This is a genomic window from Microbacterium sp. cx-55 (assembly GCF_021117345.1).
Lineage (GTDB): Bacteria > Actinomycetota > Actinomycetes > Actinomycetales > Microbacteriaceae > Microbacterium.
Genome location: NZ_CP088261.1, coordinates 929842 through 956746, shown reverse-complemented (window position 1 = coordinate 956746; position 26905 = coordinate 929842). Strand labels below are relative to the sequence as shown.

The 26905-nt window shown below is 70.7% G+C and carries 25 protein-coding genes; 13 read left to right on the top strand and 12 right to left on the bottom strand.

Translation table 11 applies throughout. The annotated features are described in order from the left end of the window. Positions 1-55 precede the first annotated feature (55 nt). The 3 genes from aroA to bcp all read left to right on the top strand — a co-directional run bounded on the left by aroA (position 56) and on the right by bcp (position 3153). Positions 56-1393 (top strand): 3-phosphoshikimate 1-carboxyvinyltransferase, encoded by a 1338-nt coding sequence (gene aroA, locus LQ938_RS04425; RefSeq protein WP_223723541.1) that lies wholly within the window; start codon positions 56-58, stop codon positions 1391-1393. Then, on the top strand, positions 1390-2430 hold the full coding sequence (gene rsgA / locus LQ938_RS04420; RefSeq protein WP_223723542.1) for a ribosome small subunit-dependent GTPase A: 1041 nt from the start codon (positions 1390-1392) through the stop codon (positions 2428-2430). The genes aroA and rsgA overlap by 4 nt, the downstream gene beginning before the upstream one ends. Before the next feature lie 255 nt (positions 2431-2685). Next, the gene (bcp, locus tag LQ938_RS04415; RefSeq protein WP_223723543.1) at positions 2686-3153 is read left to right on the top strand and encodes a thioredoxin-dependent thiol peroxidase; all 468 of its coding nucleotides are present in this window, start codon (positions 2686-2688) and stop codon (positions 3151-3153) included. Positions 3154-3183: 30 nt separating this feature from the next. Here bcp and LQ938_RS04410 read toward each other — a convergent pair whose 3' ends face one another. Beyond that, the gene (locus tag LQ938_RS04410) at positions 3184-3576 is read right to left on the bottom strand and encodes a histidine kinase (RefSeq protein WP_223723544.1); all 393 of its coding nucleotides are present in this window, start codon (positions 3574-3576) and stop codon (positions 3184-3186) included. A 242-nt stretch (positions 3577-3818) separates the two neighbouring features. Between LQ938_RS04410 and LQ938_RS04405 the strand changes: the two genes are divergently transcribed. Further along, entirely contained in the window at positions 3819-4067 is a 249-nt protein-coding gene (locus tag LQ938_RS04405) for a WhiB family transcriptional regulator (RefSeq protein WP_047542656.1), read from the top strand. 45 nt (positions 4068-4112) lie between these two features. Here the strand turns inward: LQ938_RS04405 and LQ938_RS04400 are convergent, their stop codons facing one another. The 3 genes from LQ938_RS04400 to LQ938_RS04390 are packed head-to-tail and all read right to left on the bottom strand — an operon-like array spanning position 4113 to position 7522. Continuing rightward, positions 4113-5600 (bottom strand): sensor histidine kinase, encoded by a 1488-nt coding sequence (locus LQ938_RS04400; protein ID WP_223723545.1) that lies wholly within the window; start codon positions 5598-5600, stop codon positions 4113-4115. Between the two features lie 9 nt (positions 5601-5609). After that, a complete protein-coding gene (locus LQ938_RS04395) occupies positions 5610-6896 on the bottom strand; it encodes an AAA family ATPase (RefSeq protein ID WP_223723546.1) in 1287 nt (428 codons plus the stop codon). Continuing rightward, entirely contained in the window at positions 6893-7522 is a 630-nt protein-coding gene (locus tag LQ938_RS04390; RefSeq protein ID WP_223723547.1) for an SAF domain-containing protein, read from the bottom strand. The genes LQ938_RS04395 and LQ938_RS04390 overlap by 4 nt, the downstream gene beginning before the upstream one ends. Before the next feature lie 98 nt (positions 7523-7620). On the opposite strand from LQ938_RS04390, the gene LQ938_RS04385 reads away from it, so the two are divergent. Continuing rightward, a complete protein-coding gene (locus tag LQ938_RS04385; protein ID WP_223723548.1) occupies positions 7621-7902 on the top strand; it encodes an excisionase family DNA-binding protein in 282 nt (93 codons plus the stop codon). Between the two features lie 56 nt (positions 7903-7958). Here the strand turns inward: LQ938_RS04385 and LQ938_RS04380 are convergent, their stop codons facing one another. Then, positions 7959-8561: a hypothetical protein gene (locus LQ938_RS04380; protein WP_223723549.1), complete on the bottom strand. Its 603-nt coding sequence runs from the start codon at positions 8559-8561 to the stop codon at positions 7959-7961. Between the two features lie 180 nt (positions 8562-8741). Between LQ938_RS04380 and LQ938_RS04375 the strand changes: the two genes are divergently transcribed. Then, on the top strand, positions 8742-9128 hold the full coding sequence (locus LQ938_RS04375) for an Rv3235 family protein (protein WP_223723571.1): 387 nt from the start codon (positions 8742-8744) through the stop codon (positions 9126-9128). A gap of 67 nt (positions 9129-9195) precedes the next feature. On the opposite strand, the gene LQ938_RS04370 is transcribed toward LQ938_RS04375, so the two are convergent. Both LQ938_RS04370 and secA read right to left on the bottom strand, forming a co-directional pair. Then, a complete protein-coding gene (locus tag LQ938_RS04370; protein ID WP_269216577.1) occupies positions 9196-10422 on the bottom strand; it encodes a pyridoxal phosphate-dependent aminotransferase in 1227 nt (408 codons plus the stop codon). Between the two features lie 195 nt (positions 10423-10617). Then, positions 10618-13413: a preprotein translocase subunit SecA gene (secA, locus tag LQ938_RS04365; RefSeq protein WP_223723550.1), complete on the bottom strand. Its 2796-nt coding sequence runs from the start codon at positions 13411-13413 to the stop codon at positions 10618-10620. Between the two features lie 195 nt (positions 13414-13608). Between secA and LQ938_RS04360 the strand changes: the two genes are divergently transcribed. Beyond that, positions 13609-14190 (top strand): PadR family transcriptional regulator, encoded by a 582-nt coding sequence (locus LQ938_RS04360; RefSeq protein WP_223723551.1) that lies wholly within the window; start codon positions 13609-13611, stop codon positions 14188-14190. Between the two features lie 38 nt (positions 14191-14228). Continuing rightward, a complete protein-coding gene (locus LQ938_RS04355) occupies positions 14229-15554 on the top strand; it encodes a hypothetical protein (protein WP_223723552.1) in 1326 nt (441 codons plus the stop codon). Positions 15555-15636: 82 nt separating this feature from the next. Here LQ938_RS04355 and hpf read toward each other — a convergent pair whose 3' ends face one another. From hpf to mtrA, 5 genes are all read right to left on the bottom strand, one after another. Beyond that, the gene (hpf, locus tag LQ938_RS04350; protein ID WP_223723553.1) at positions 15637-16296 is read right to left on the bottom strand and encodes a ribosome hibernation-promoting factor, HPF/YfiA family; all 660 of its coding nucleotides are present in this window, start codon (positions 16294-16296) and stop codon (positions 15637-15639) included. A gap of 87 nt (positions 16297-16383) precedes the next feature. Beyond that, on the bottom strand, positions 16384-17052 hold the full coding sequence (locus LQ938_RS04345) for a ComF family protein (RefSeq protein WP_223723554.1): 669 nt from the start codon (positions 17050-17052) through the stop codon (positions 16384-16386). 94 nt (positions 17053-17146) lie between these two features. Then, a complete protein-coding gene (locus LQ938_RS04340) occupies positions 17147-18817 on the bottom strand; it encodes an LpqB family beta-propeller domain-containing protein (protein WP_223723555.1) in 1671 nt (556 codons plus the stop codon). Next, positions 18814-20499 (bottom strand): MtrAB system histidine kinase MtrB, encoded by a 1686-nt coding sequence (mtrB, locus tag LQ938_RS04335; protein WP_223723556.1) that lies wholly within the window; start codon positions 20497-20499, stop codon positions 18814-18816. The genes LQ938_RS04340 and mtrB overlap by 4 nt, the downstream gene beginning before the upstream one ends. A 1-nt stretch (position 20500) precedes the next feature. After that, the gene (gene mtrA, locus LQ938_RS04330) at positions 20501-21181 is read right to left on the bottom strand and encodes an MtrAB system response regulator MtrA (RefSeq protein WP_223723557.1); all 681 of its coding nucleotides are present in this window, start codon (positions 21179-21181) and stop codon (positions 20501-20503) included. Between the two features lie 159 nt (positions 21182-21340). Here mtrA and LQ938_RS15435 point away from each other — a divergent pair, with 159 nt between their 5' ends. From LQ938_RS15435 to LQ938_RS04300, 5 genes are read left to right on the top strand one after another with little or no spacing between them, the layout of a single operon-like run. Continuing rightward, on the top strand, positions 21341-22702 hold the full coding sequence (locus tag LQ938_RS15435) for a glycerophosphoryl diester phosphodiesterase membrane domain-containing protein (protein WP_269216576.1): 1362 nt from the start codon (positions 21341-21343) through the stop codon (positions 22700-22702). After that, positions 22699-23346 carry a DUF4129 domain-containing protein gene (locus tag LQ938_RS04315; protein WP_223723558.1) on the top strand — a complete coding sequence of 216 codons (648 nt, stop codon included), beginning with the start codon at positions 22699-22701 and terminating at the stop codon, positions 23344-23346. Before LQ938_RS15435 ends, LQ938_RS04315 begins: the two co-directional genes overlap by 4 nt. Continuing rightward, complete coding sequence (locus LQ938_RS04310) at positions 23343-24521, top strand: DUF4350 domain-containing protein (RefSeq protein ID WP_223723559.1); 1179 nt, start codon at positions 23343-23345, stop codon at positions 24519-24521. Before LQ938_RS04315 ends, LQ938_RS04310 begins: the two co-directional genes overlap by 4 nt. Continuing rightward, positions 24518-25483, top strand: coding sequence for an AAA family ATPase (locus tag LQ938_RS04305; RefSeq protein ID WP_223723560.1), 966 nt, complete (start codon positions 24518-24520; stop codon positions 25481-25483). Before LQ938_RS04310 ends, LQ938_RS04305 begins: the two co-directional genes overlap by 4 nt. A gap of 1 nt (position 25484) precedes the next feature. Beyond that, the gene (locus LQ938_RS04300) at positions 25485-26801 is read left to right on the top strand and encodes a DUF58 domain-containing protein (RefSeq protein WP_223723561.1); all 1317 of its coding nucleotides are present in this window, start codon (positions 25485-25487) and stop codon (positions 26799-26801) included. Positions 26802-26905 lie beyond the last annotated feature (104 nt).

Below are 26905 nucleotides of genomic sequence, written 5' to 3'. Positions count from 1 at the left end.
CCCCTTCTCGGCTCAGGCCCACGCGGTCTGCAAGCCGTTCAGTAGGGTGGAACCGATGAGCGCGAAAGGCTATTCCCCCGAATCGAAGGATGCCGGCCACTGGGCGGCACCGGTCGCCGCTGCGCCCGTCGAAGCGGCGGTCGCCGTGCCCGGCTCGAAGTCCCTCACGAACCGCGAGTTGGTGCTCGCGTCCCTCGCCGACGGGCCGAGCACGCTGCACGCCCCGCTGCACTCGGATGACTCGCGGCGGATGATCGAAGCGCTCCGTGGACTCGGTGTCGCCGTCGATCCGGTGGAGGGGACGAGCGCTTTCGGCGACGACCTCCGGGTCACGCCCCCCGCGCACATCCCGGGCGGCGGAACGGTGGATTGCGGCCAGGCCGGCACGGTCATGCGCTTCGTCACGCCCGCCGCCGGATTCGCGACCGGCGACGTGACGATCACGGCGCACGAGAGCGCCCTGCACCGCCCGATGGGCGAGATGATCCGAGCCCTGCGCGAAGTGGGGGTCGATATCGACGACGGCGGAAGCTGGTCTCTGCCCTTCACCGTGCGCGGGCGCGGTCACGTGCGCGGTGGCGAGGTCACGATCGATGCGAGCGCGTCGAGCCAGTTCGTCTCCGGGCTGCTGCTGTCGGCTGCGCGGTTCGATGTCGGGATGCAGTTGATCCACCGCGGCGAGCGCCTGCCGAGCGTTCCGCATATCGACATGACCGTCGAGTCGCTCACGCACCGCGGGGTGCATGTCGAGCGACCCGCGCCCGGACAGTGGATCGTGCCGCCAGGACCGATCCGCGCGAAGGATGTCGCGATCGAACCCGACCTTTCGAACGCGTCACCGTTCCTCGCGGCCGCGCTGGTGACGGGCGGCCAGGTCTCCGTGCTCGGCTGGCCGGGCACGTCGACGCAGCCCGGCGCGCAGCTGCCCGAGCTTCTCGCCGCCTTCGGCGCGCGGTGCGTGCGCCGCCACGGCGCGCTGACCGTCACCGCGGGTGACCGGATCCACGGCGTCGATCTCGATCTGTCGGCCGTCGGAGAGCTCACCCCGACGCTCGTCGGGCTCGCCGCGTTGGCTGATGCCCCCTCGACCTTCACCGGCATCGGCCACATCCGGGGACATGAGACCGACCGCATCGCGGCGCTCGTGAGCAACCTGCGCGCGATCGGTGGCGAGGCGGAGGAACTGCCGGACGGCATCCGGGTGATCCCCCGGACGATGCACGGCGGGCTGTGGCGTGCGCACCACGACCACCGACTCGCGACGACCGGTGCACTGCTCGGTCTCCGGGTGGCCGACGTCCACGTCGATGACATCGGGACGACGGCGAAGACGATGCCGGAGTTCCCCGAGCTCTGGCGGCGGATGCTCGCCGACGAGGACGCCGCCGGGTGAGCTGGCTGAGCGACGACGACGAGGACGACGAGCAAGAACTCGACGAGTCCGACTTCCGGGCGCGACCGAACCCGAAGGCGAACCGCCCGCGGACGAAGCGTCGACCGGCGCACGCGGATGCCCGGATCGCGCGCGTTCTCGGGGTCGACCGCGGCCGGTACGCGGTGCTCATCGACGAAGACGAAGCCGATGAGCGGGCGATCACCGCGACCCGCGCGCGGGAGCTCCGCAAGCAGCCGATCGTCACCGGAGACCGGGTGCGCGTCGTCGGAGACACGTCGGGCGATGAGGGCACGCTGTCGCGGATGGTGGGGATCGAGCCGCGGGCGACGCTCCTGCGGCGCAGCGCCGACGATACCGACCAGGTGGAGCGGGTCATCGTCGCGAACGCCGACCAGATGCTGGTGGTCGTCGCGGCTGCGGATCCCGAGCCGCGCGCGCGGCTGGTCGACCGCTACCTGATCGCGGCGTTGGATGCGCGCATCCGCCCGCTTCTCGTCGTCACGAAGACCGACCTCGCCGATCCGTCCGAGTTCCTCGGTCATTTCGCGGGGCTCGATCTCGAGGTCTTCACGAGCGCTCAGACGGAGATGCCGGTCGATCGGATCGGCGTGGCGCTCGTCGGGCATTCGACCGTGTTCGTCGGGCACTCCGGTGTGGGCAAGTCGACGCTGGTGAATGCCCTCGTGCCCAGCGCGATGCGCGCGACGGGGCACGTCAACGACGTCACCGGGCGCGGACGGCACACGTCGAGTTCGACGATCTCGTACCGCTACCGCGGCCCGGCGGGGGCGGGATGGGTGATCGACACCCCGGGCGTGCGGTCGTTCGGACTCGGTCATGTCGACCCGGCGAACGTGCTCGGCGCGTTCACCGATCTGGCCGAGGCGGCAGCCGACTGCCCGCGCGGGTGCACGCATCTGCCCGACGCCCCGGATTGCGCGATCATCGAGGCCGTCGCAGAGGGTCGGCTGGGCCCGAGCGCTCCGGCCCGTCTCGATTCGTTGCAGCGCCTGCTCACGACGTTCGCCCGCTGACTCGCTCCCACCCGCCCGCGGACGCGACGCATCCGTTCCGAGTGCGGGCATCGGGACTGGCGGGGGCATGCGCCCGTCGCACGCGGGCGAAGCGGATGCGACGCGTCCGTTCCGGGCGCTGGCATCGGGACTGGCGGGAGACCGCCGCAGGCGGTCGGGGGCATGCGCCCGGAACGGACGCGACGCGCAGCGCAGCACAGCACAGCACAGCACAGCACAGCACAGCACCGAGCGAGCGCCCCGTACCCTGGACATATGACGACGCTGCATCCCGGAGACATCGCCCCCGACTTCACGCTCGCCGACCAGGACGGTCAGACCGTGTCGCTGCACGATCTGCGTGGCAGGCAGGTCATCGTCTACTTCTATCCCGCGGCGATGACGCCGGGTTGCACAACGCAGGCGTGCGATTTCCGCGACAGCCTCTCCTCGCTCGAGGCGGCGGGGTTCACGGTTCTGGGTGTCTCCCGCGATACTCCGGTGAAGCTTCGCGAGTTCCGCGAGCGCGACGGTCTCACGTTCTCGCTCCTCGCGGACGAGGACCACGCCGTGCACGATGCGTACGGTGCGTGGGGCGAGAAGATGAACTACGGCAAGCGCATCGAGGGCGTCCGGCGTTCCACGTTCGTGATCGATCCCGAGGGTCGGATCGTGCACGCGCAGTACAACGTGAAGGCGACCGGTCACGTCGCGCGTCTGCGCCGGATGCTGTCGATCGACTGAGTCGCGCGCCGGGACGGTGCCCGGTGGCGGTCAGGGGCGTTCGGTGCCCGCGTCGCGTCCGGCCTGACGGACGGCGGCGAACAGCAGCACCAGCGTGATGATCGCGGGAATGGCGAGCTGGAGCCCGAGGAGCGGGTGCGCGAACACTCCCGTGGCGGCGCCGCCGGCGACCGCGAGGATGAGGAGCTGGGTGACGATTCCGCCGGAGCGCCCCCAGGAGCGCCCGCGGATGGTGGCCACACCGAACGCGACGACAGCGGCGGCCCCGATCACGGTCAAGACCAGGAGCGCGATCGCGGATTCGAGGGCGCTGGTGTCTCCCCCGATGATGGCGCCGCCCTGGGCGATCGCGAGCACGGCGATCGCGGCGCCCTCCAGGATGAGAAGGCCCCCGGTGAGGGTACTGAGCAGGTCGTAACGCATGGTTCTCCCGGTCGCACTGTTGTTGGGGACGTCAACACGACGAGCTTCCACTGGGTGAATGCCAACAAAACAGGGGGTGAACCCTTGAAAAGGGTCAACCCCTGTGCGACGATTGCTCACGTCGTGTGCTCCCACAGCGGCGTGGGGCGAGCATTCTGCTCGCACACCACACAGGGTACCGGACCCGAGTTCCGCCCTGTTACCGCACGAATCTTCCTTCCCAAGTCTGAGGAGCAACACGCATGGACTGGCGCGACAAATCGGCCTGCCTTACCGTCGACCCGGAACTCTTTTTCCCGGTCGGCAACACCGGACCCGCTGTGGACCAGATCGAGAAGGCCAAGGCTGTCTGCGCTCGCTGCACCGTCACCGAAGTGTGTCTCCAGTACGCCCTCGAAACCGGGCAGGACTCGGGAGTCTGGGGCGGCCTCTCCGAAGACGAGCGCCGCGCCCTCAAGCGCCGCGCCGCGCGCGCCCGCCGCGCTTCCTGACCTCACGCGAGAAGCGGATGCGGGGTGCCCGCATCCGCTTCTGCGTTACACCTGAGCGCGCCCGATGTAGCGGAGCGGAATCTCGATCGTGACCTCGGTTCCGCTGCCCATCACGGTGTGCCAGTCGATCGTTCCTCCCAGCTCACCCTGAATGAGGGTGCGGACGATCTGGGTACCGAGGCCGCGTCCGACCTGACCCTCGGGCAGGCCGACTCCGGTGTCGCGCACCTTGACCGACAGCGTCTCGTCGCTGCGTTCGGCGGCGATCTCAACCTCGCCCTCCTGGCCGGCCAGTCCGTGCTCGACGGCGTTGGTGACGAGCTCGGTCAGTGCGAGCGCGAGCGGAGTCGCGTACTCGCTCGGCAGCGGCCCGAACGAGCCCGTTTTGCGGGTCATCGCGCGAGTGTTGGGAGCGGCGGCGACCTCCGCGACGAGCTTCAGCACGCGCGAGAAGACGTCGTCGAAGTCCACGCTCTGCATGAGACCTTCGGAGAGCGTGTCGTGCACGACGGCGATCGCCGAGACGCGCCGGGTCGCGTGGGTGAGCGCGTCACGCGCCTCGTCGGAGTGCGTGCGACGCGCCTGGATGCGGAGCAGTGACGCCACGGTCTGGAGGTTGTTCTTCACCCGGTGGTGGATCTCCCGGATGGTGGCGTCCTTGGTGATGAGTTCCTGCTCCTGGTGGCGCAGTTCCGACACGTCGCGGCAGAGGACGATGGCACCGACCCGGGTGCCGTGGTCGCGGAGCGGAATGGCGCGGAGCGAGACGGTGACGCCGCGCGCTTCGATGTCGGTGCGCCAGGGCGCCCGACCGGCGACGACCACCGGCAGGGACTCGTCGAACTGGCGCTTCGCCGGGAGGATCTGCGTGATGACCTCGATCAGCGGTTCGCCCTCGAGTTCGTCATCGAACCCCATCCGGTTGAACGCCGACAGCGCGTTCGGGCTCGCGAAGGTCGCCAGACCGTTGACGTCGATGCGGATGAGGCCGTCCGACGCGCGCGGCGCTCCCCGGCGGGGGGCGGTCGGGGCGGCGAGGTCGGGGAACTCTCCCGAGGCGATCATGCCGAAGAGGTCGTCGGCGCAGTCGTTGAACGTGATCTGCTGACGCGACGGTGTGCGCGCCTCCCCCAGGTTCGTGTGCCGCGTCAGCACGGCGATGACGTTCACGGCCTTGTCGGACCGGGCACGCATGATGGGCACGGCGCGCACCCGGGTCGGCGTCTCCTCGAACCAGTCGGGCGACGCGGAATCCACGATGCGCCCCGAGACGAAGGCGTCCCGCACCTGCGCCCGCCACTGCGGGCGCACCCGGTCGCCGACGATGTCTCGGTAGAAGAGGGTCGCCGCGCCGCTCGGACGCGCGTGCGCGACAGCGACGAAGGACTCGTCCTCCGTCGGCACCCACACGACGATGTCGGCGGACGCGAGGTCGGCGAGCAACTGGCCGTCGCCGGCGAGGCGGTGCAGCCACTCCACATCAGCGGGGTCCGAGAAGCCGTGCGCGTAGACGAGTTCACTGAGGGTCGACACGCGTCCAGCCTAGACGTCGACCAGCGCCCCTCGCGGCGCCCGACGGGGTGCCGAACGCCGCCGCGCACGTCGGGAGAGATCGGCGGATGCCGGTGCGGGCGGCAGGAGCTCGGCGCCCACCATGCGCCGGACCGCGGCGACGAGGGTCGAGCGCGGTGCGACCTCGGCGACCGGGCGCGCGGCGAGCATGGCCGCATCCATCCCCCGCCGATCTTCGGGCACGAACCAGAGGTCGCGGATGTCGGCGTAACGGTCGAGCGTGCGCCGGATCTGCCCCCGCGCGTCCACCCCCACCGTGCCCGCACGGAGCCGGTTCACGACGACCGACACGGGCGTCGTGCCGGCGAGCGCTCGCAGATCGGGATACGCGCGGAGGAAACGCGCGACGCCGACCGGATCGGCCGAGAGCACGGCCACGATGTGGTCAGCGGACGCGACCGCGGCGAGAGTCGCCGCGTTCCGCCGCGGCCCGTCGACGATGTCGCTGACGATCTCCTCGTCCTGCTCCAGACTCGCGGCCACGTCGACGACCGTGTGATCGGCCCATCCGGCGCACGCCGCCAGGGCTCGCGAGACGCGCACGGCACTGAGCTCCGGCCACCGCGAGGGCCGGTTGATCCCGGCGAACACGTCGACGTCCACTCCGCCCAGCGGCACGCTGATGCGATGGAGTTCGACGTCGTCGAGCGTGCCGCGCTCGGCCTGACGACACGCGACCGGAAAGCCGGGTCCCTCATCCGGAAGCCCCAGCGTCATGGCGACAGCCGGTGCGTGCGAGTCGGCGTCGACGAGCGCGACGTGCCGCCCGCCGCGCGCGAGTTCGGTGGCCAGAGCGATCGCGAGCGTCGTCCGCCCCGGCGACCCGTGCGGCCCCCACACGGCGATCGTCCGCGGTGCGGGCGCCGGAGCGAGCTCGGGCGCCGGGGGCTGAGCGGCCAGCACCGCACGCGCGATGTCGCGAGCGCTCCACACGCTCGGCACGGGCGCCGCCAACCCGAACGCCGCGGCGAGACGCGCGGCAGCGCTGTCGTCGCCGACCGGAACGAGTCGGATGCCCTGGCGATCCGCGAAGGCCACGGCATCCGAGGTGAGGATGCCGGCAATCGCCGGCAGCACGACAGCGGTCGCGCCGTCGAAGGCTGCCGCAGCGGCCGCATCCGGTGCCGCTGCGCAGGAGATCGTCGCGGCCACGTGCTCGGGTGCGACACGGGCGATCTCGGCAACGCCCTCGGCCGCCAGTTCGGGAGCGATCGCCGCGGCGAGGGCCTCCTCGAGGACCAAGACGACGCGGGTCACGGGGCCCCTCCGACACTCGGCACGACCGAGAGCGACGCCTCGCCGGAGATGGCCGCCAGCACGTCCGCGACGTCCTCGCGCGGGATGACGAGTTCGACGGATGCCGCACCACCGCCCATCATTGAGTCGTCCCGGGTGACCTCCGTCACGGTCGCGTCCGCGACGAGGATGCGAGGTTCTTCACGGACCCCCTCCGCGTCGAGCGGCGCGGACCACACTTCGACGACCGCGCCGGTCGCGACGGATGCCGGCACCTCCGTCGCGCTGCGCACCACCACCGTTGTCGTCGCCGCGACGTCCGCCGCGCCGAGCGCTTCGGCCGGAACGAGTTCTCCGGCGTGGATGGTGCGGGTGGCAACCGTGTCGAGCGTCAGCTGCGTCGGCGCGAGATAGATCTCCTCGAGCGAGCCCAGAGCCACGTCGACGACTCGGAGATCACCCGCCGTGATGGCCTCCCCCGGGGTGATGGTCCGGGCGGCGGCGAACACCGGGGTGGTCTGGCGGGCGGCGGCGACCACGAGCCAGACTCCGACGATCGAGGCGATCACGAGGGCCGCTCCGATCACGAATCGGGCGTCGGCCCACAGGGCACGCGGTCGCTGCCGCGGCGGGTCCTGAGCTGTCATGGCGTCCATGGTCGTCCAGGAGCGGGTACGGCGTCGGATGTTATCCACAGCCGCTCTTCGCGGGCGGGTGCGTCGGTGGGTGGTCCCATAATGAACACATGCCCGATTCCTCCCCGACCGAGGGGCGTCTTCTTCCCCCCGCGTCCGTCGCGGAGGCGCTTTCCGTGTCGGTCGACGAGGTCGTGGCTCTCATCATGGACGGCCGGCTGCGCGGATTGCGCGTCGGATCAGGGCGTCAGTGGCGCGTCGAAGAAGCGAGCGTCGCCGAGTATCTCGACGACGAGGCCGAAGAGGCCCGGCGGATGGCGTTGTGGCGCCAGTCGAGCACCGCGAGTTTTCCGGAGCTGTGGGGCCGAGGCCGCGTCCGCAACCCGGACTGACGACGCCCGTCGACCTGAGAATCCTCCCGGAGGAACGGCGCGGAGCTCTGCGGCCCTCAGAGCCGCTCGAGGTTGTCGACGCGCACCCATGACACAGCGCTGAACGGCACGAGCCGGTGCCCGTTGACCGCATCCGCCCGGCGCGGCGACCCCGGATCGTGAAGCGCGAGATCCAGGTGATCGGCCCCGGCCCGGTCGATGGTTCCGGCCAGCGCGCGTCCGCCGGTCGTCGTCACCGTCACGGGCGTCCGGCGCCGCACGAGATCGCGGAGCACGAACCCGAGGGTCATCCGTTCGGTGAGTGACGCGCGCTCCGACGCGCGCGGCCGCGCGCTGCGCAGGAGATCGGCATGACCGAGCCCGATCGCGGCGATCGACGCGAGCGGGATGACGCCGGAGCGGTCGCCCGCCGTCTCGACACCGACCCAGTCCGCTCCCACGACGCTGACACGCGCCGTGATCGAGAGATCGCCGAGCAGGTCCCAGGCGAGGGTGGGCGCGTCCGCATCCGCGCCGCGACCGAGTTCGGTGAGGCGTTCGCGCAGCGCGACACGCGACAGCCGCAGCCGTTCGGCCTCGGTGTCCAGGACCGCTCGCTCCGCCTCCCACTCGGCGTCGAACTGGTCCTGCAGGTCTTCGAAGAAACGATCCCAGCGCACGCCGTGAGATTAGACCGATCCGGTGGCCCGGATGAGAAGTTTTCCACAATAGGCCGGAGCCCTGGAGGCGGCTCTGAGGTGCGTGGTCTACTGAACCCGTTCAGGATCCCCCACCCAGTGAGGCTCACCATGGCACACACGTCGACGCAAGCGCAGCGCGCTTCCCGTGCGGACGGACGGATGTACTCCGGCGATTTCTTCGCGCCGCAGCCGACGTCGGCCGCCGATCTTCCCGACCCGGTCCCGCTCGTCCGCAACCTCACGAACGGTGTGCTGGAAGCGCTCGCGGGGGTCCGCGACATCGACCAGTTCGGACGCTGGTTGACGGAAGACGCCTACCGTGCGCTGCTCACTCGGGTGAACCTCGCGACCCGCGCGCGGAGCGCCCGCGGCGTCGCCGCCGTCCGCCCGGTGCACACGATTCTGAGCGTCCACCACTCCGCGCCCGCGGACGGCGTCGTCGAGGCTGTCGCGATCGTGGCCGGCCCCGCGCGCACCCGGGCGATCGCCATCCGCCTCGAAGGCATCGACCGCCGCTGGCGCGCGACGTCGCTCGCACTGCTGTAAGCGCGACGCCGTCCGCCTCGGAGCGCGAGCCTTCGCGGGCGCACCCGCGGCGCCGCCGACCGCCGGTCTACTGGCGGTACGACGACAGGAAGTTCCCCAACCGCTCGATCGCCTCGGAGATGACGCGCGCCTCCGGGAGCGTGACGATCCGCAGGTGGTCGGGCGTCGGCCAGTTGAACCCCGAGCCCGGCACCAGCAGGATGTGCTCCGCCACCAGCAGGTCGTGCACGAGCTTCGCGTCGTCGCGGATCTCATGTACCTCCGGGTCGAGCCGGGGGAACGCGTAGAGGGCGCCGCGCGGCTTCACACACGACACACCCGGGATCGCTTCGAGTCCCTCCCACGCACTATCGCGCTGTTCGTGGAGGCGGCCGGACGGCCCGATGAGCGCATCGATCGACTGCACGCCCGACAGCGCCGCCTGCACGGCGTGCTGCGCGGGGACGTTCGGACACAGGCGCGTCGACGCGAGCAGGTTGATCCCCTCGAGGAACCCGCGCGCGTGCGACTTCGGTCCCGTGATCACGAGCCAGCCCGAGCGGTACCCGGCGACGCGATAGGTCTTGGACAGACCGTTGAACGTCAGGCACAGCAGATCGGGGGCGAGGGTCGCGAGCGGGATGTGCGTCGCGTCATCGAAGAGGATGCGGTCGTAGATCTCGTCCGCGAGCAGCAGCAGCGAGTTCTCCCGCGCGATCTGCGCGATCTGCTGCAGGACCTCACGGCTGTAGACCGCGCCGGTCGGGTTGTTGGGGTTGATGACGACGATCGCCTTGGTCTTGGGCGTCACCTTGGATCGGATGTCTTCGATGTCGGGCTGCCAGTCGTTCTGCTCGTCGCAGACGTAGTGCACCGGGGTGCCCCCGCCGAGGCTCGTCATCGCCGTCCAGAGCGGATAGTCGGGCGAGGGGATCAGCACCTCGTCGCCCTCGTCGAGGAGGGCCTGCATCGTCATCGTGATGAGCTCGGACACGCCGTTGCCGAGGTAGACGTCCTCGGGCGTGAACGCCGGGAACCCGGGCTCCTGCTCGTACCGGTAGACGACCGCGCGACGCGCAGACAGAATGCCCTTGCTGTCGCTGTACCCGTGCGCCGACGGGATCGCCGCGATCATGTCGCGCACGATCTGATAGGGCGCCTCGAACCCAAAGGTCGCCGGGTTGCCGGTGTTCAGCTTGAGGATGGTGTGTCCGCGGGCTTCGAGCCGATCGGCCTCGGCCAGGGCCTCGCCGCGGATCTCGTACAAGACGTTCTTCAGCTTGGCGGACTGGTCGAGGTGGCGCAGCGAACTCATCCGATCAGGATAGTCCCGCCACCGGCATGCCAATCGGCCACCGCTGGCCCCCGCATCCGCCGCCCCGCACAGCCCGCGAGACGCACCGCACCGGCCGCGAGACGGGATCTGGCCGCCGAGACAGTGGGGTTACCCCACGGTCTCGGCGCGAAGATCCCGTCTCGCGGTCGAGGACGCCCCGGAAGGAGCGGGCGGCTACTTCTTCTTGGCGCGGCGGTCGGCGCGGTTCTGGGGGGCGGATGCGGGCGCCGCAGGAGCGTCGGTCTTCTGCCCGAACGCACCACGGGCAGCGGGCTCTGCGGCGCGCTGCGGCACCACGGGAGCCGCGGCCTGACGCGCACGACCGGTCGCGGCCTTCTGCACCTGGCCGCGTTCGTTCCGCACCTCGGCCTCGCCATCCTCGGACGGCGCCGTGTACTCCAGGCGCTGCGCCTCGACCGACGGGGCCACGAGACCCTTGGCCTCGACCTCGGTGTGCTCACCGTCGGCGCGGCGCACCTCGACCTCGAGGTTGAAGAGGAAGCCGACCGACTCCTCCTTGATCTGCCCCATCATCGTCTGGAACATCTCGTAGCCCTCGCGCTGATACTCGATCAGCGGATCGCGCTGCGCCATGGCGCGCAGGCCGATGCCGTCCTTGAGGTAGTCCATCTCGTACAGGTGGTCGCGCCAGCGGCGGTCGAGCACCTGCAGCACCACGCGGCGCTCGAGTTCGCGCATCGCGGCCTCACCGAGCTGCTCCTCGCGCTTCTGGTAGGCGATCTTCGCGTCGCTCACGAGTTCGCGAATGAGGCCGGCCGAGGTGACCCGACCCTTCTCCCCCGCCTCGGCGACGACCTCGTCGATCGTGACCCCGACCGGGTACACCGTGCCGAGCTCGGTCCAGAGCGCGTCGAAGTCCCAGCTCTCGGTGTGTCCGCTGCCGGTGCGGTCGGCGACGATGCCGCCGACGGCGTCTTCCACGAAGTGCGCGACCCGATCGGCGATGTCGTCGCCCTCGAGAATGTGCCGGCGGTCGGCGTAGATCGCCTCGCGCTGGCGGTTCAGCACGTCGTCGTACTTGAGCACGTTCTTACGCATCTCGGCGTTGCGCGACTCGACCTGCGACTGCGCGCTGCGGATCGCCCGCGACACCATGCCGGATTCGATCGCGACATCGTCGGGGAAGTTCGTGCGGGCGAGGATGGCTTCCGCGGCTCCCGACTGGAAGAGACGCATGAGATCGTCGGTCAGCGACAGGTAGAAGCGGCTCTCACCGGGGTCTCCCTGTCGTCCCGAGCGACCGCGCAGCTGGTTGTCGATTCGGCGCGACTCGTGACGCTCGGTGCCGAGCACGTACAGGCCGCCGGCCTCGACGACCTTCGTCGCCTCTTCCGCCACCGTGTCGCGGGTGCCCTGGTACACCGTGTCCCAGGCCGCTTCGTACTCGTCCGGGGTTTCCTCCGGGTCGAGGCCCTTGGCCTTCATCTCCTGAACGGCGAGGAACTCCGCGTTCCCACCGAGCATGATGTCGGTACCGCGACCGGCCATGTTCGTGGCGACGGTCACCGCGCCCAAGCGGCCCGCGCGGGCGACGATCTCGGCCTCACGAGCGTGGTTCTTCGCGTTCAGGACCTCGTGCTTGATGCCCTTCTTCGCCAGCATCCGCGACAGGTACTCGCTCTTCTCGACGCTGACCGTACCGACCAGCACGGGCTGGCCCTTCTCGTGGCGCCCGGCGATGTCTTCGACGACCTGCTCGAACTTGGCCTGCTCGTTCTTGTAGACCAGGTCGGGCTGATCCTTGCGGATCATGGGCTTGTTCGTCGGGATGGGCACGACGCCGAGCTTGTAGGTCGACATGAACTCCGCCGCCTCGGTCTCGGCGGTACCGGTCATGCCGGAGAGCTTCTCGTACAGACGGAAGTAGTTCTGCAGCGTCACCGTGGCGAGGGTCTGGTTCTCGGCCTTGACCGGAACGCCTTCCTTGGCCTCGATCGCCTGGTGGATGCCTTCGTTGTACCGGCGCCCGACCAGGATTCGGCCGGTGTGCTCGTCGACGATCATGACCTCGTCGTTCATGACGACGTAGTCCGCGTCGCGCTTGAAGAGTGCGAGCGCCTTGATCGAGTTGTTCAGGAACGAGATGAGCGGGGTGTTCGCCGACTCGTAGAGGTTGTCGATGCCGAGGTAGTCCTCGACCTTCTCGATACCGGGCTCGAGCACACCGATGGTGCGCTTCTTCTCGTCGACCTCGTAGTCCACGCCCGATTCGAGGGTGCGGGCGACCTTCGCGAACTCGGTGAACCAGCGGTTCGCCTCGCCGGAGGACGGGCCGGAGATGATGAGCGGGGTGCGGGACTCGTCGATCAGGATCGAGTCGACCTCATCGACGATCGCGAAGAAGTGACCGCGCTGAACGAGGTCCTCCTTGCGCCACGCCATGTTGTCGCGCAGGTAGTCGAATCCGAACTCGTTGTTCGTGCCGTACGTGATGTCGGCTTCGTACTGCGCGCGACGGACCTCGGGGGTCTGCCCCGACACGATCGTGCCGGTCGTCATGCCGAGCGCGCGATAGACGCGACCCATGAGCTCGGCCTGGTAGCTCGCGAGGAAGTCGTTGACCGTGATGACGTGCACGCCCTGGCCGGCGATCGCGTTCAGGTAGGCCGCGAACGTCGCCGTCAGCGTCTTTCCTTCACCGGTCTTCATCTCGGCGATGTTGCCGAGATGAAGGGCCGCACCACCCATGATCTGCACGTCGTACGGGCGCTGACCGAGCGTGCGCTTCGCGGCCTCGCGGATGGCGGCGAAGGCTTCGGGCATGAGCTGATCGAGCGTCTCACCGGCGTCGTAGCGCGCACGGAGCTCTGCGGTCTCTCCGCGCAGCTCCTCATCAGTGAGGTGCGCGTACTCCTCCTCCAGCGCGTTGACGGCCTTCGCCACCTGCTGAAGCTTCCGGACGAGCCGGCCCTCGCCGGCGCGGAGCAGTCTCTCGAGAGGGTTGGCCACGGGGCATCTCCATCTGTCGGGTGGGCGCGGGCGGATGAACGCTCACGCGGGTCGTTCCCGGCAACCCGGGCACGCCGTCTCCCATGTTATCCGTCCGTGACCTACGAGAGCACTGGATGCGGTCGCCGTCGTCGCGCCGAGCCCTCCACCCCCGCCATATACTCGGAAATTGAAAACTCCAGGACGGGACGTGGAATGTCGGTACGACGCAGCTTGCTCGCGATCCTCGACCAGGGCGCGTGCTACGGCTACCAGCTCCGCGCCGAGTTCGACCGGCGCACCGGCAGCGTCTGGCCCCTGAACGTCGGCCAGATCTACAACACGCTGGAGCGCCTCGAGCGCGACGGACTGGTCGTCAAGGGCGACACCGATGAGCACGGCCACGTCTATTACGAGATCACGGATGCCGGGCGCGCCGACGCCCGCGCGTGGTTCCAGGACACGGTGGAGCGGCCCGCGACCAGAGACGAGCTTTCCGTGAAGATCGCCCTGGCCGCCACGCTGCCCGGCGTCACGGCGAGCAGGGTGGTCGCCGCGGAGGAGACTGCGGCACGCGGTCGCGTCACCGCGCTCCGGGCGAACGACCCGAGCGGCGCCGACGACACCCCGGATCTCGCCGCCCTGATCGTGCACGAGCACCTTCTGGCCCAGGCCGAAGCGGAGGTCGTCTGGCTCGGGCGCGTCGCCGAGCGACTGGCGCAGCATCCGGAATCCGCCCGCACGGTGTCGCTGTCGGAGCGGCGTCCGAAGCGCGGGCGGCCGGCTCGCGTCGCCTGAACGGATCGCCCGCGCAGCAGCGCGCTTAGGATCGGTACATGGCGGGTTTCTGGGGTAAACGCAAGCGCGAACAGCAAGCGGAGATCGACGCGAAGGGTGCGGATCTGGCCCGACGCGCCGAGCAGGCCCTGGTCTCGGCCGACGAGCGCATCCGCGCGACGACGGAGGAGCTGGCATTCGCCGAGGCCGAACTCGGCCCGAAGTCGACGAAGGATCTGCGCGACGCGCTCACCGCTGTGCGCACGCATCTCGGCGAGGCGTTCCAGCTGCATCAGCTGAACCACGACGAGATCCCCGACACCCCCGAAGAGCTCCGCACCCGGAACGCCCGCATCGTGCAGTTGGCCGAATGGGCCGAAGACCTGCTCGATGACCGTACGACCGTGCTCGCCGACGCGATCGCCCGCATCCGCCGCGCCCCCGAGGTACTCGCGAGTGTGCGAGCGGATGCGGAACGGCTCCGCGAGCGCATTCCGAACGCGGCCGACGTCGTCGAACGGATGCGGGCCCGTTACGCCCAGTCCGCCGTGCACCAGATCGAGAACGCCCCGGCGGAAGCCGAGCAAGTGCTCTCGTTCGCCCTGCACAGCGCCGACGTTTCGACAAGGCGTCGCGACGCGGGGCGCGCCGAAGAGGCGAACATGGCGCTCGAGGCCGCGACCGAGTCGGTGCGCCGCGCCGAATCGTTGCTCGACGGTGTGGAGGACTTCGAGATCGAGGCACTGCGGGCGGAGGCGACGCTCAGCGAGGTCGTTGCCGATTCCCGCGGCGATCTGGTCGAGGCACGCCGCATCGCCGGGAACCCCGAGATCACGGCGGCCATGCGCGATCTCGAGCAGGCGCTCGACGCCCTGACCCCTCCCGGCACCCTCGGCGACCCGTTCGCGGAGCTCTCGCAGCTGCGGACGGCGAACACCGCCCTCGACGCCGCCGTCGCGAAGGCGCGGAAGCGGGCCGAACGCCCCCTTCCGAGCCCCGACCTCGTGCGGCACACGATCGACGACGCCGACCGGCAGATCGCGGTCGCGGGAAGCCTCATCAACGGACACCGCGGGTGGATCGGCGCCGACGCGCGCACGCGCCTCGCCGAAGCCGAGCGCGCCCGGGCCGACATCGACCGGCTCCCGGACGAAGAGGACTCCCTCGAGACCGCACTTCAGCTCTCCCGCCGCGCGGGTCAGCTGGCCAGTGAAGCGCTCCAGCTCGCCCAACGCGACATCGACCAGTCCCGTCCGCGCGACGACGGCTGGGGCGGAGGCGGCGGCTGGGGCGGTGGCGGCGGGCGAGGCATGGGCGGCGGCATGGGCGGCAGCATCCTCGGCGGCCTGGTCATCGGCAGCCTGCTCGGCGACATGTTCGACTGACCTGGTCGACTGATCCTCAGAGACAGAAGAAGGGACCCGCCGCACGGACGGGTCCCTTCTTCTGTCTCAACGCCTCACTGCGTCAGGACGCCACCTTCTCCGGGGCGGCCTGCGTTTCGAGCGAGATGACGCCGTAGTCCCAGCCCTTGCGCCGGTAGACGACGCTCGGCTGATCGGAACGCGCGTCGATGAAGAGGAAGAAGTCGTGACCGACGAGCTCCATCCGATCGACGGCGTCTTCGACGGTCATCCATTCCGCGTCGAACTGCTTCGTGCGGATGACGACGGGCGAGTAGGCCTCTTCGTCTTCGGCGCCCGTGATGATGGGAACCTCGCCGGTGGCGACGGCTCGCAGGACGTCGACGGATGCGGGCTGCACGTCGATGCCCGCGATCTCACCGGTGCCCTTCTCGTAGTGCGCGCCGCGCGGATGATTTCGCCCGTCGATGCGCTTCTCCTTCGCGCGACGGACCTGTTCGCTGAGCTTGTCGACGGCCAGGTCGAGGGCGGTGAACTTGTCGCCGTCGACAGCCTCGGCGCGTACCAGAGGACCCTTGCCGGTGAGCGTGAGCTCGACCGTCGAGTCCTCCATTCGGCCGTTGCGATAGGCGCGATGCGTGACTTTCACATCCAGACTCTGCGCGCGTGGCGCAATGTTCTCGATGCGAACGGATTTCTCCTCGACGACTGCGCGAAAGCGATCCGTAATCCCGACGCCCACGCCGACGATGTTGGTATCCATCCTTGACCTCCTTGTTCCGGTCCGCCCGGTCAAGGGCGGACCATCGTCGCCTTGTCCGTCCCAACCTAGCCCGCACGGTGTCGGGTGTCACGCATCGAACCGGCGCTTCGGAGTGGCGGCGACCGTCAGCGCTCCCCGAACGTCCGCGCCGGCCGCCGTCAACGCGCGCATCGCCTCCTCGAGCGTTGCTCCCGTCGTCACGACGTCGTCGACCACCACGACGCGCCGGCCCGATGCCGCCGGGGTCGCGACGAGGCTCCCCCGCACGTTCGACGCGCGTTCCTCGCGGCCGAGCGTGCGCTGGTCGGCCGTTCGCCGCGCGGGGCGGAGCGCGGCGAGGGCGGGCAGTCCGCTCCGGCGCGTCAGGAGCTCGACGACGCGATACCCGCGGCGACGCATCGAGGCCCGGGAGGTCGGCACGGGGACGAACACGAGATCCTCGCCGGGGAAGGCGGATGCGGCACGCATCGCCAGCGCGCGCCCGAACGGGCGTGCGAGCGCGGTGCGGCCGTCCTCCTTGAGCGCGCGCAGCATCCGCGCCGGCTCGTCGACGTAACGGAACGCGGAGTGCACGACGAGGCCGTCTCCGACCGACCGGACGAGGTCGGACGGACGCGCGAGGAGAACCGCGCAAGCGGGGCAGAGCGCGACGTCCGCCGCACCGCAGCCGGCGCACGAGACCGGAAGGACGAACGCGAGCGCGTCCGCGAAGGCTGCGCGCACGACGTCGGGCATGAGGGGAGAGAAAGACGACACGGGTCGACTCTGGCCCACCCGACCTTCGCCCGATCCCGGTTCGCGCGCGCGTTCGGACAATGGCCCGCCCTCACGCCCTGGGGAGGAAAGGAGGTCAGGGGCTCCCCTGCAGCACCGCCAGCACCGAGATTCCCGCGGCGGTCTGCACCCAGTTCGACGAGCGCCGCACGAACAGCGCCCCGTCGGCCGATCGCAGTCGCACCGCGGACGGCGTGTTGACGCCCGAGATCTCCGCGGCACCCGCGGGTGCCTCGAACGTCGTCGTCAGACCACCAACGACCTGCTCCACGAACGTCACGTCGTCATCGGGGCCGGTCAGCGCCCCGACCGTCAGATCATCGAGCCACGCGACGTCACGACCGGTGCCGTCCAGATTCGCGAGGGTGATCTGATCGCCGATCGCAATCGGCACGCCATCCGCGTCGCGCGATATGCCCGCGACCACGAGCACCGTCCGCGACCCGAATCCGATGATGGCCGCCATCCGCGCGCCGTCCCGCGAGATCTGCAGGGAGTCGATGCGGCTCGCTCCGCTCCACGCGCCCTCCGGCTCGACGAGTTCGCCGCCGGGCGTGGTCGCGTGGAGATCGCTCGGGGACGCCGACGGCACGGTCCAGACGATGCCGAACGGGTCGATCGCCGGTGCGAGCAGGCCCTTCCGATCGTCGATCACGGAGCGCCGGCCGTCGTCGGAGATGCGGGATGCGGAACCGTCCGGCATCCGGACCGCGACCGAGCCCCGATCGCGCGCCAGTTCGATCGCCGACGGCGCGGCGGTGACGACGGCGGGCGACAGCGCAGGGATCGGCGTGAGGTCTCCCGAGACGAGGAACCCGAAGCCGTCCTCGGAGAGCACGAGAGCTCGCTGGTCGACGGAGGTGTCTTCGGTCGCCACCCGGTCCGCGTCGAGCCGCGTGCCGTCCACGAGCATCTCGACTTGACTGACCTGAGCGCTCGCGAGGCTGCTCGCGAGCTGCGTCTGCATCCGGTCGAGCGTGGTCTGGTCGAGGGTCAGGGCCTGCTGGCTCAGCTGCGCCTGCGCGACGCCGCCGATCGCCGGCACGGAGGGCAGCAGGTCGACGGTCTCGGGGAACGCGGTCTTGACCGCATCCGCGAGCCACGCGGAGGGCGCACCGTTCACGAGCGCGTCCGCGATCCGCGTCGCCGCGTTGTAGGTCGGGAAGAACCGGGTGTCCGGAACGAGGAACTCCCACGTCGGGTCGAAGTACATGAGCGAGTACGACCGGAACACACTCCGGAAGAAGTCCTCGTCGAGCAGGATGCCGTTCGGGGCCGACGTGATGCGCCATTCGCCATCGGACTGCTGCGCGAGCGCGTACGACAGCGGCGCGGCGGTGCCGCCGTCGGACGGCGCATAGCTGCCGTGCTCGTCGACGGTGGCCCGGGGGGTCACCTGCAGATCGAGGGCCTCGTCGGAGATCGGGGTGTACACACGGTCGGACAGGACGTCCACGATGACGCCCGCCTCCGGCTCCCACGAGTCGCGGAAGTCCGGCGCGAGGAAGAGCCGCGCCGTATCCCAGTCGTTCTGCGGTCCGGAGGCCGCCCGGACGAACCCTTCGACGATCTGCTGCGCAGTGGCGCCTGCCTGCGGCGCGTCGGGGCGGAACGTGATGTCGGGGACCTCGGCCTGCGCCGTCTCCTGCGGCACCGGCTGGACGGGTCCGGTCGTCGGCAGCCCGGCGCATCCCGCGAGCACCAGAGCGATCACGACGGCGGACACGAGTGACACGGTGCGTCTCATCGCTTCTCCTCCCGGGCCCGCGCGTTCGCGGAGACATCGATCGGCTGGGTCATCCCGAGGACATCGAGCGCGTCCTCGCCCGGATCGAGCGGGATGGGAGAGCGAACGTCCACATCCAGGGTGCGCCGCGGCAGCGTCAGCACGAAGTTCGTCCCGCGCCCGGGAGAGGACCACACCGCGAGCGTGCCGCCGTGCAGGCGCGCGTCTCCCAGCGCGATCGAGAGCCCGAGCCCCGTGCCGCCGATCGTGCGCTTGCGCGACGGATCGGCGCGCCAGAACCGGTCGAACACCCGCTCTTGATCCTCGGCCCGCATCCCGAGCCCGTAGTCGCGGACGCCCACGGCGACCGCATCCTGATCGCTGTCGACCGTGACGACGATCGGCCGCCCCTCCCCGTGCTCGATCGCGTTCCCGAGCAGGTTGCGGACGACCCGGCGCACCCGACGCGGGTCCATGTCGACCGGGGAGTATCCCCCGGGTGCGACGACCCGCACGTCGCTGCCGTGCTGTGCGGCGAGCTGATGCATCGACTCGACGACGTCTTCGGCGAGCGCGGCGAGGCTCGTCGCCTCGAGTTCGAGCTGTACGGACCCCGCGTCGTAGCGGCTGATCTCGAGCAGGTCTCCGAGCAGCACCTCGAAGCGCTGCACCTGGGCATGCAGCAGTTCGGCGGCGCGGGAGGAGACCGGGTCGAAATCGGTGCGGTGATCGTTCAGCACGTCGGCCGCGAGCCGGATGGTGGTCAGCGGCGTCCGCAGCTCGTGCGAGACGTCGGAGACGAAGCGTTGCTGCACGAGCGACAGCTCTGCGAGCTCGGCGATCTGGGTCTGGATGCTGTCGGCCATGGCGTTGAAGGAGCGGCCCAGCGTCGCGAGTTCGTCTTCGCCGTGCACGTCGAGCCGCACGTTCAGTCGCCCGGCGGCGAGCTCGGCGCTCGTCTGCGCCGCGTCCGCGATCGGCACGGTCACCGTGCGCAGCACGAACCAGGAGATCGCCGCAATGATGGCGATGAGCGCGAGCCCGACGATCCACAGCGTGCTCTGGACGAACAGCAGGGTCTGCTCTGCGGCGGAGAGGTCGTAGGCGATGTAGAGCTCGTACGCGTCGCCGTCCACATTGAGCTGCTGGCCCACGACGATCCCGGGCGACGTGTCGCCGGGCCCGTCGGGCAGAGAGATCGACTGCCACCACTGCGCGTTCGCGGTGCTCTGCACGCGCTCCCGGAGGGCGTCGCTGATCTGCGCATCCCAGTCCGCCCCGCCGAGGGTGAAGTCCTGCGGCGCGGTCGCGGACGGCGCGTCATCGATCCGGGTCGCCGCGACCCGCTGGGAGGCGGACTGCTGGACGAGCGTGGTGCGCACGCTGTCCATGACGCTCCGCACCTGCGCGCTGTCGCTCTGCACCGCCGAGTCGAGCGTCGCCTGGGCCGCGGCGGTGGCGCGGCGCGCGTCGCCGACGACCTGATCGCGACGGGACTGGAAGAGGTCGTTCTGGATGGCGAGCGCCATCCAGACGCAGGCGACCAGGATGGCGAGCGCGCTCAGCGCGATCGTCAGCACGAGCGTGCGGAACCGGAGCGAGCGTCGCCACAATCCCGACAGCGAGTCCGGCCAGGTTCGCCAGTTCCGCAGGAACCGGACCAGGGCCGTGCGGCGCCGCCGGCGCGGGGCCTGGACGGTCATCTCACACCACGGCGCCCGCGCGATACCCGACGCCGCGCACCGTGGTGACGATCTTCGGGTTGTCGGCGTCGAGCTCGACCTTCGCGCGCAGACGCTGCACGTGCACGTTCACGAGGCGCGTATCGGCCTTGTAGTGATAGCCCCACACCTGCTCGAGCAGCATCTCGCGGGAGAAGACCTGCTGCGGTTTCGAGGCGAGCGCAACCAGCAGTTCGAACTCGAGGGGCGTCAGCGCGATCGGCGCGTCGCCTCGGCGCACCTCGTGGGCGGCCACATCGACCGCGAGATCGCCGATGCGCAGCACCTCGGCCGATTCGGCCGGCGTCGGACGCAGCCGCGTGCGGATGCGGGCGACGAGCTCCTTCGGGTTGAACGGCTTGACGATGTAGTCGTCGGCACCGGATTCGAGCCCGCGGACCACGTCGGCGGTGTCGGTGCGCGCGGTCAGCATGATGATCGGCACGCCGGACTCGCTGCGCAGGCGCGTGCAGATCTCGATCCCGTCCATCCCGGGAAGCATGAGATCGAGCAGAACCAGGTCGGGACGCTCGGTGCGGAACGCTTCGACGGCCTCCGCGCCGTCTGCGCAGAACACCGTCTCGAACCCCTCGGTGTCGAGGACGATGCCGATCATCTCGGCAAGGGCAACGTCGTCGTCGACCACGAGAATGCGTGAAGTCATGAAATCGCGTTCGTCCTTTGCCTGCGACACGACGACGGCCGGGCACCGCCGATGTCCCCCGTGCGCTCCCCACAGAGTAGTCCACGCCGCGCGCCGCGCTGCCGAGGGGCGACCGCCCGTGTGTCACGATAAGGGGACGCCGACCGCGAGGGAGACATCGTGACCGCCTACCCGTCATGGACGCCGGCAGCGAGAGCGGGCATCATCCCGCTGCATCCGCTCACGTTCGGCGCCATCCTCGGCCGCTCGTTCACCGCGCTCCGCCGGAACCCTCGTGTGCTGCTCGGATTCGCGCTCGGGATGCAGATGCTGGCGTACATCGTGCTGCTGGTGGCCGTCGGCGGCACCGCGTTCGCGTCGTTCTCGCGGCTTGACACCGTGCCCCTCGGCTCCGACGAGTACGACGCCCTCTTCGCGGGGTCGACGCTCATCACCGTCATCACCGGCGTCGTGCTGGGGATCGCCGCGACCGCGTTGACGGTCGTGGTGCAGGGCGTCGTGGTGGCCGAGGTCGCCCACGGCGTCGTCTCAGAGCAGCTCACCGTCGGAGCGCTCTGGCGACGCGTGCGCCCGGCGTTCTGGCGTCTGCTGGGCTATACGGTCCTCACGGTCGTCGCGATCATCATCGTGGTCGCCGTCCTCGTGATCGCCGTGGTGGCGCTTTCGACCGTCGCGCTCGCGGTCGGGATCGTGCTCGCGATCCTTCTCGTGATCGCCGCCGTCCCCCTCATGTTCTGGCTGACGACCAAGCTGTTCCTCGTTCCCGAGGTCATCGTTCTCGAGGGTGCCGGGATCTTCGCGGCGATCGGTCGCTCGTGGCAACTCACCCGCGGCCGGTTCTGGAAGACGCTCGGCATCTGGTTCGTCATCCAGGTCACCTTCAGCGTGATCGCTCAGGTCGTCAGCGTGCCGTTCTCGCTCCTCAGCGGGGTCTTCAGCACCGTGATCGCCCCCACCGGGGAACCCGAACCGACCGCGATCATCGCCTACCTCGGTTCGATGGGCCTCGCGCAGATCGTGACGCTGCTCGTCCAGTCCGTGGCGCTCGTCGTCGGTGCCTCCGCCGGAACACTTCTGTACGTCGACGCGCGGATGCGGACCGAGGGCCTCGACCACGACCTGCAGTCCTACGTCGACCAGCGCCAGGCCGGGGCCGGCGTCGCCGACCCGTACCGCTGGCATGTCGGCCGCGCGGTCACCCCGGCACCCGTGCCGTCGCCGCAGGGGTACCCGGGGGCATCCCCGGGGTACCCCGTCCCGCAGGGATACCCGGTCCCGCAGGGATACCCGGCACCGCAGGGGTACCCGGCACCGCAGGGATACCCGGCACCGCAGGGATACCCGGTCCCGCAGGGATACCCGGCACCGCACGGATACCCGGAGCCCGCACCCGAACCCTCGCCGGCGCCGGCACCAGAGCCGTCGGATCGCGGACAGGACACCCCGCCGCCGCCGACCCCGACCCCGACCCCGACCCCGACCGATTGGGCCGCCCCCGGCGGCTCGGGCTCGGCACGGTGATCGGCGTCCTCACCGGAGCCCCCCTCATCCCGGACGGCGACGAGGCGCGGCGCTGGGCCGAACAGGAACTCAGCGATCCCTCGTACCTCGCCGCCCAACCGACCCCGATCGACCGCATCGCGCAGGCCGTCGGCGACGCGATCGCCCGCTTCTTCTCGCAGCCGTTGACCGGTTCGTGGGGACCCGTCGCGGCCGTCGTCGCCACGGTGATCGTGCTCGCCGTCGTTCTGGTCGCCTTCCTCGTGTGGGGGCGTCCGCGGTCGCGGGCCCGGATGCGGACGACCACACCGAGCGACCTGTTCGGCGACGCGGCCGGCCGCTCCGCTCAGGACCTCCGCGCCGACGCCGCCCGATGGGCAGCATCCGGTGACTGGTCCGCCGCCGTGTCGGATGCGGTCCGGGCGCTCGCGCGCGGCCTCGACGAGCGCGGCATCGTCACGACTCCCCCGGGCGCGACCGTGCAGGCCTTCGCGCGCGCCGCCACCGCGAGCTTCCCGGATCGCGCGGCCGATCTCGCGCGCTGTGCGGCCGACTTCGACGACGTCCGATACCTCCGGCGGCCGGGCAGCCGGGAGACCTACGATCGGGTGCGCGCCCTCGACGACCGGCTCGCCCATGCGCGCGCGACGGTGGACGCGCGATGACGTCCGCGCCCGCCCGCGCGGCGACCGCTCTCCCGGAGCGCAGTGGGCGTCGCCGACGCGTCGGGGGCTGGATCGTGATCGCCCTCGTGCTCGTGCTGGTCGGCTCCCTCGGTGCGGTGATCTCCGGGGGCATCCAGTGGTCCGAACGCGGCGCATTCGACCCGGAGTCCGCGGGCCCGGGCGGCACCCGCGCGGTCGCCCGCCTGCTCGCCGAGAACGGTATCGACGTGCAGATCGTCCGCGATCGGGCCGCGGCGGAGGATGCCCTCCGCGCCGGCAGCGCCACCCTGGTGCTGCCCGACTCACCGCTCCTCTCCGACGACGCGTTCACCCACCTCGCGAGCGCCGCGACGGATGTCGTCGTCGCCGAGCCCCGGGCGCGCAGCATCCGGGTGCTGTTCGAGGGCCGCCTCGACGGATTCGGCGAGACGACGCCGGTCGCCCCGGGGTGCGGTCTCGCCGAGGCCGAACGCGCGGGCCCGGTCGTGATCGGTGTGACGTTCGCCTCGGACACGGCGACCGGGTGCTATCCCGTCGGCGAGGGCTACGGCCTGCTCACGGTGCCGCGCGGAGACGGACGGGCGGTAGCGATCGACGGCACGGCGCTCTTCACCAATGCGACCCTCGCGAGCGACGGCAACGCGGCCCTGGCGCTCAACCTGCTCGGCGCCCGCGACCGGGTCGTGTGGTTCGTCCCGAGCCTCGCCGACAGCGACGGCGCCGCCGGAACGCTCGGCGAACTCACTCCGGGCTGGGTGAGTCCCGCGATCGTTCTGCTGCTGGCCGCCGCCCTCGCGGCCATCATCTGGCGCGGGCGACGGTTCGGACCTCTCGTCCGCGAGCGCCTCCCGGTGACCGTGCGCGGTTCGGAGACCACCCGCGGGCGGGCGCGCCTCTACGCCCGCTCCCGTGACGTCCCGCACGCCGCCGACGCGATCCGTCAGGCGACCGTCGCGCGTCTCGCGCGGCTGACCGGGCTCGCCGCATCCTCCTCCGCCGTCTCGGTATCGGATGCCGTCGCCGCGCGCCTCGACCGCGATCCCCGCGAAGTGCGGGCACTGCTCGTCGACGACGTCCCGCGCACCGACCGCGACCTCGTCGCACTCATTCACCATCTCCACGACCTCGAAGCCGCGCTGTCCGCGGCGCTCCGGCCCGGAAAGGACCCCCGATGAGCGACATCACCCCCGACCACAACGCGCTGCGCGCCGCGATGCACGACGTGCGCACCGAGGTCGGCAAGGCCGTCGTCGGTCAGGACGGCGCGATCACGGGACTGCTGGTCGCCCTCCTCGCCCGCGGCCACGTGCTGCTCGAGGGCGTTCCCGGCGTCGCGAAGACCCTGCTCGTGCGATCGTTCAGCCGCGCCCTCGGCCTCGACACGCACCGGGTGCAGTTCACGCCCGACCTGATGCCGGGTGATGTGACCGGATCGCTCATCTACAACGCTCGCGACGGAGAGTTCGACTTCCGCGAGGGACCGGTGTTCACGAACGTGCTGCTGGCCGACGAGATCAACCGCACGCCGCCGAAGACCCAGTCCTCGCTCCTGGAGGCGATGGAGGAGCGTCAGGTTTCGGCCGACGGTGTGACCCGCCCGCTCCCCGACCCGTTCCTGGTCGCCGCGACGCAGAACCCCATCGAGCACGAAGGCACCTACGAGCTCCCCGAGGCGCAGCTGGACCGGTTCCTGCTGAAGCTCCTGATCGACGTACCGGAACGCGATGCCGAGATCGACGTCCTGCGCCGGCATGCCGCCGGGTTCTCGCCGCGCGAGCTCGAAGACCTGGTGCCGGTCGTCGACGCGGAACGCATCCGCGCCGCACAGCGCGCGGCCGCATCCGTCGGCGTCTCCGACGATCTGCTCGGCTACATCGTCGACCTCGCCCGTGCCACGCGCGAATCGCCCTCGATTCAGCTCGGGGCGAGCCCGCGCGCCGCGACCGCGCTGCTCGCCACCGCGAAGGCCTGGGCCTGGCTCGGCGGGTACCCCGCGATCACCCCCGATCACGTGCAGACGATGCTCGCGCCCACCTGGCGCCACCGGCTGCGGCTCCGACCGGAGGCCGAGTTCGAGGGGGTCACGGTCGATGCGGTGATCGCCTCGGTCGTTCAGCAGACGCGCGTTCCGCTCTGACGTGTACATCACCGGTCGTCTCGCTCTCCTCGTCGCGGCGGGCATCGTGCCCGTCGTGCTGTTCGGCGCGGCCCTCGGTCCGTGGATCGTCGCGGGCGGCTGGATCCTCCTCAGCGCGGCGGTCGCCGTCGCCGACGCGCTCCTCGCCGCATCCCCGCGCGCGCTCCGGGTCGCACGCGAGATCCCCGCGCGTGCGCGTCGCGATGAGGCCGTCCGCACCGAAGTGATCCTCCGCAACACCGGAACGCGCCGGATCCACGGACGGATGCGGGATGCCTGGCAGCCGACCGCGGGCGCCCCTCTCGGGCGGTTCCGCATCGACATCCCGGGCGGCGAGTCACGTCGCATCACGGTGCCGCTGCATCCGCGTCGCCGGGGCCAACTGGTCTCGGAATTCGTCGTCGTCCGCTCCGGCGGGCCGTTCGGCGTGGCCGGACGCCAAGCGAGCATCGGCGCCCGCGGAGCGCTGCGCGTGCTGCCGCCGTTCCGCTCGCGCCGCCACCTGCCCTCACGTCTGGCCCGCCTGCGCGAGCTCGACGGCTCCACGAGCGTGCAACTACGCGGCCGGGGAACCGAGTTCGACAGCCTGCGCGAATACGTGCGCGGCGACGACGTGCGCTCGATCGACTGGCGCGCCACCGCACGTGCGGGCACGACGATGCTCCGCACCTGGCGTCCCGAGCGCGACCGGCACATCGTGATCGTGATCGACACCGGACGCACGTCGGCGACGCGGGTGGGCGACGGCGTTCGGCTGGATGCGGCCATGGAGGCGACGCTGCTGCTGTCGGCTCTCGCCGCCCGCGCCGGCGACCACGTGCATCTCGTCATGATGGACCGGGTGACGCGCGCCCGAGTAAGCGGGGTGGACGGGAACGCCCTCGTTCCCGCTCTCGTCGACGCGATGGCGGCGGTGGACCCGCAGCTGATCGACACGGACTGGTCGAGCGTCGCGGCCCTCGTCCGGCGGCTGCCCGTGCGCCCGGCGCTCGTCGTGCTGCTGACGGCCCAGGACGACCCCGCCGCATCCCGCGCCTTCCTCGCCGCGCTTCCGTCGTGGACCGCGCGCTCCCGCGTGCTGGTGGGCGCCGCGACCGACCACGACACCTCCGCAGGCGCCGCCGACGCCGCCGAAGGGCTGATCGACGCGGAGTCCGCATATCTCGAGGCCGCCCGGGCGCGGGCCGGCTCGGATGCGGCGCGGGTGGCGGATGCCGTCGCCCGCGCGGGCGCGGTATCTCTCGCCGCCGATGCGGAGTCGCTGCCTCCGCTCATCGCCGACCACTACCTGGCGCTCAAGCTCCGCGGACTCCTCTGACCCCGTCCGGATCTCGTTGCCCGCGGGCGTGCCCGCCATCCGGCGGAGCCCCCGACGCACGAGGGCCCACCCCGCGGATGCGGAGCGGGCCCGGAGGGCGTGCG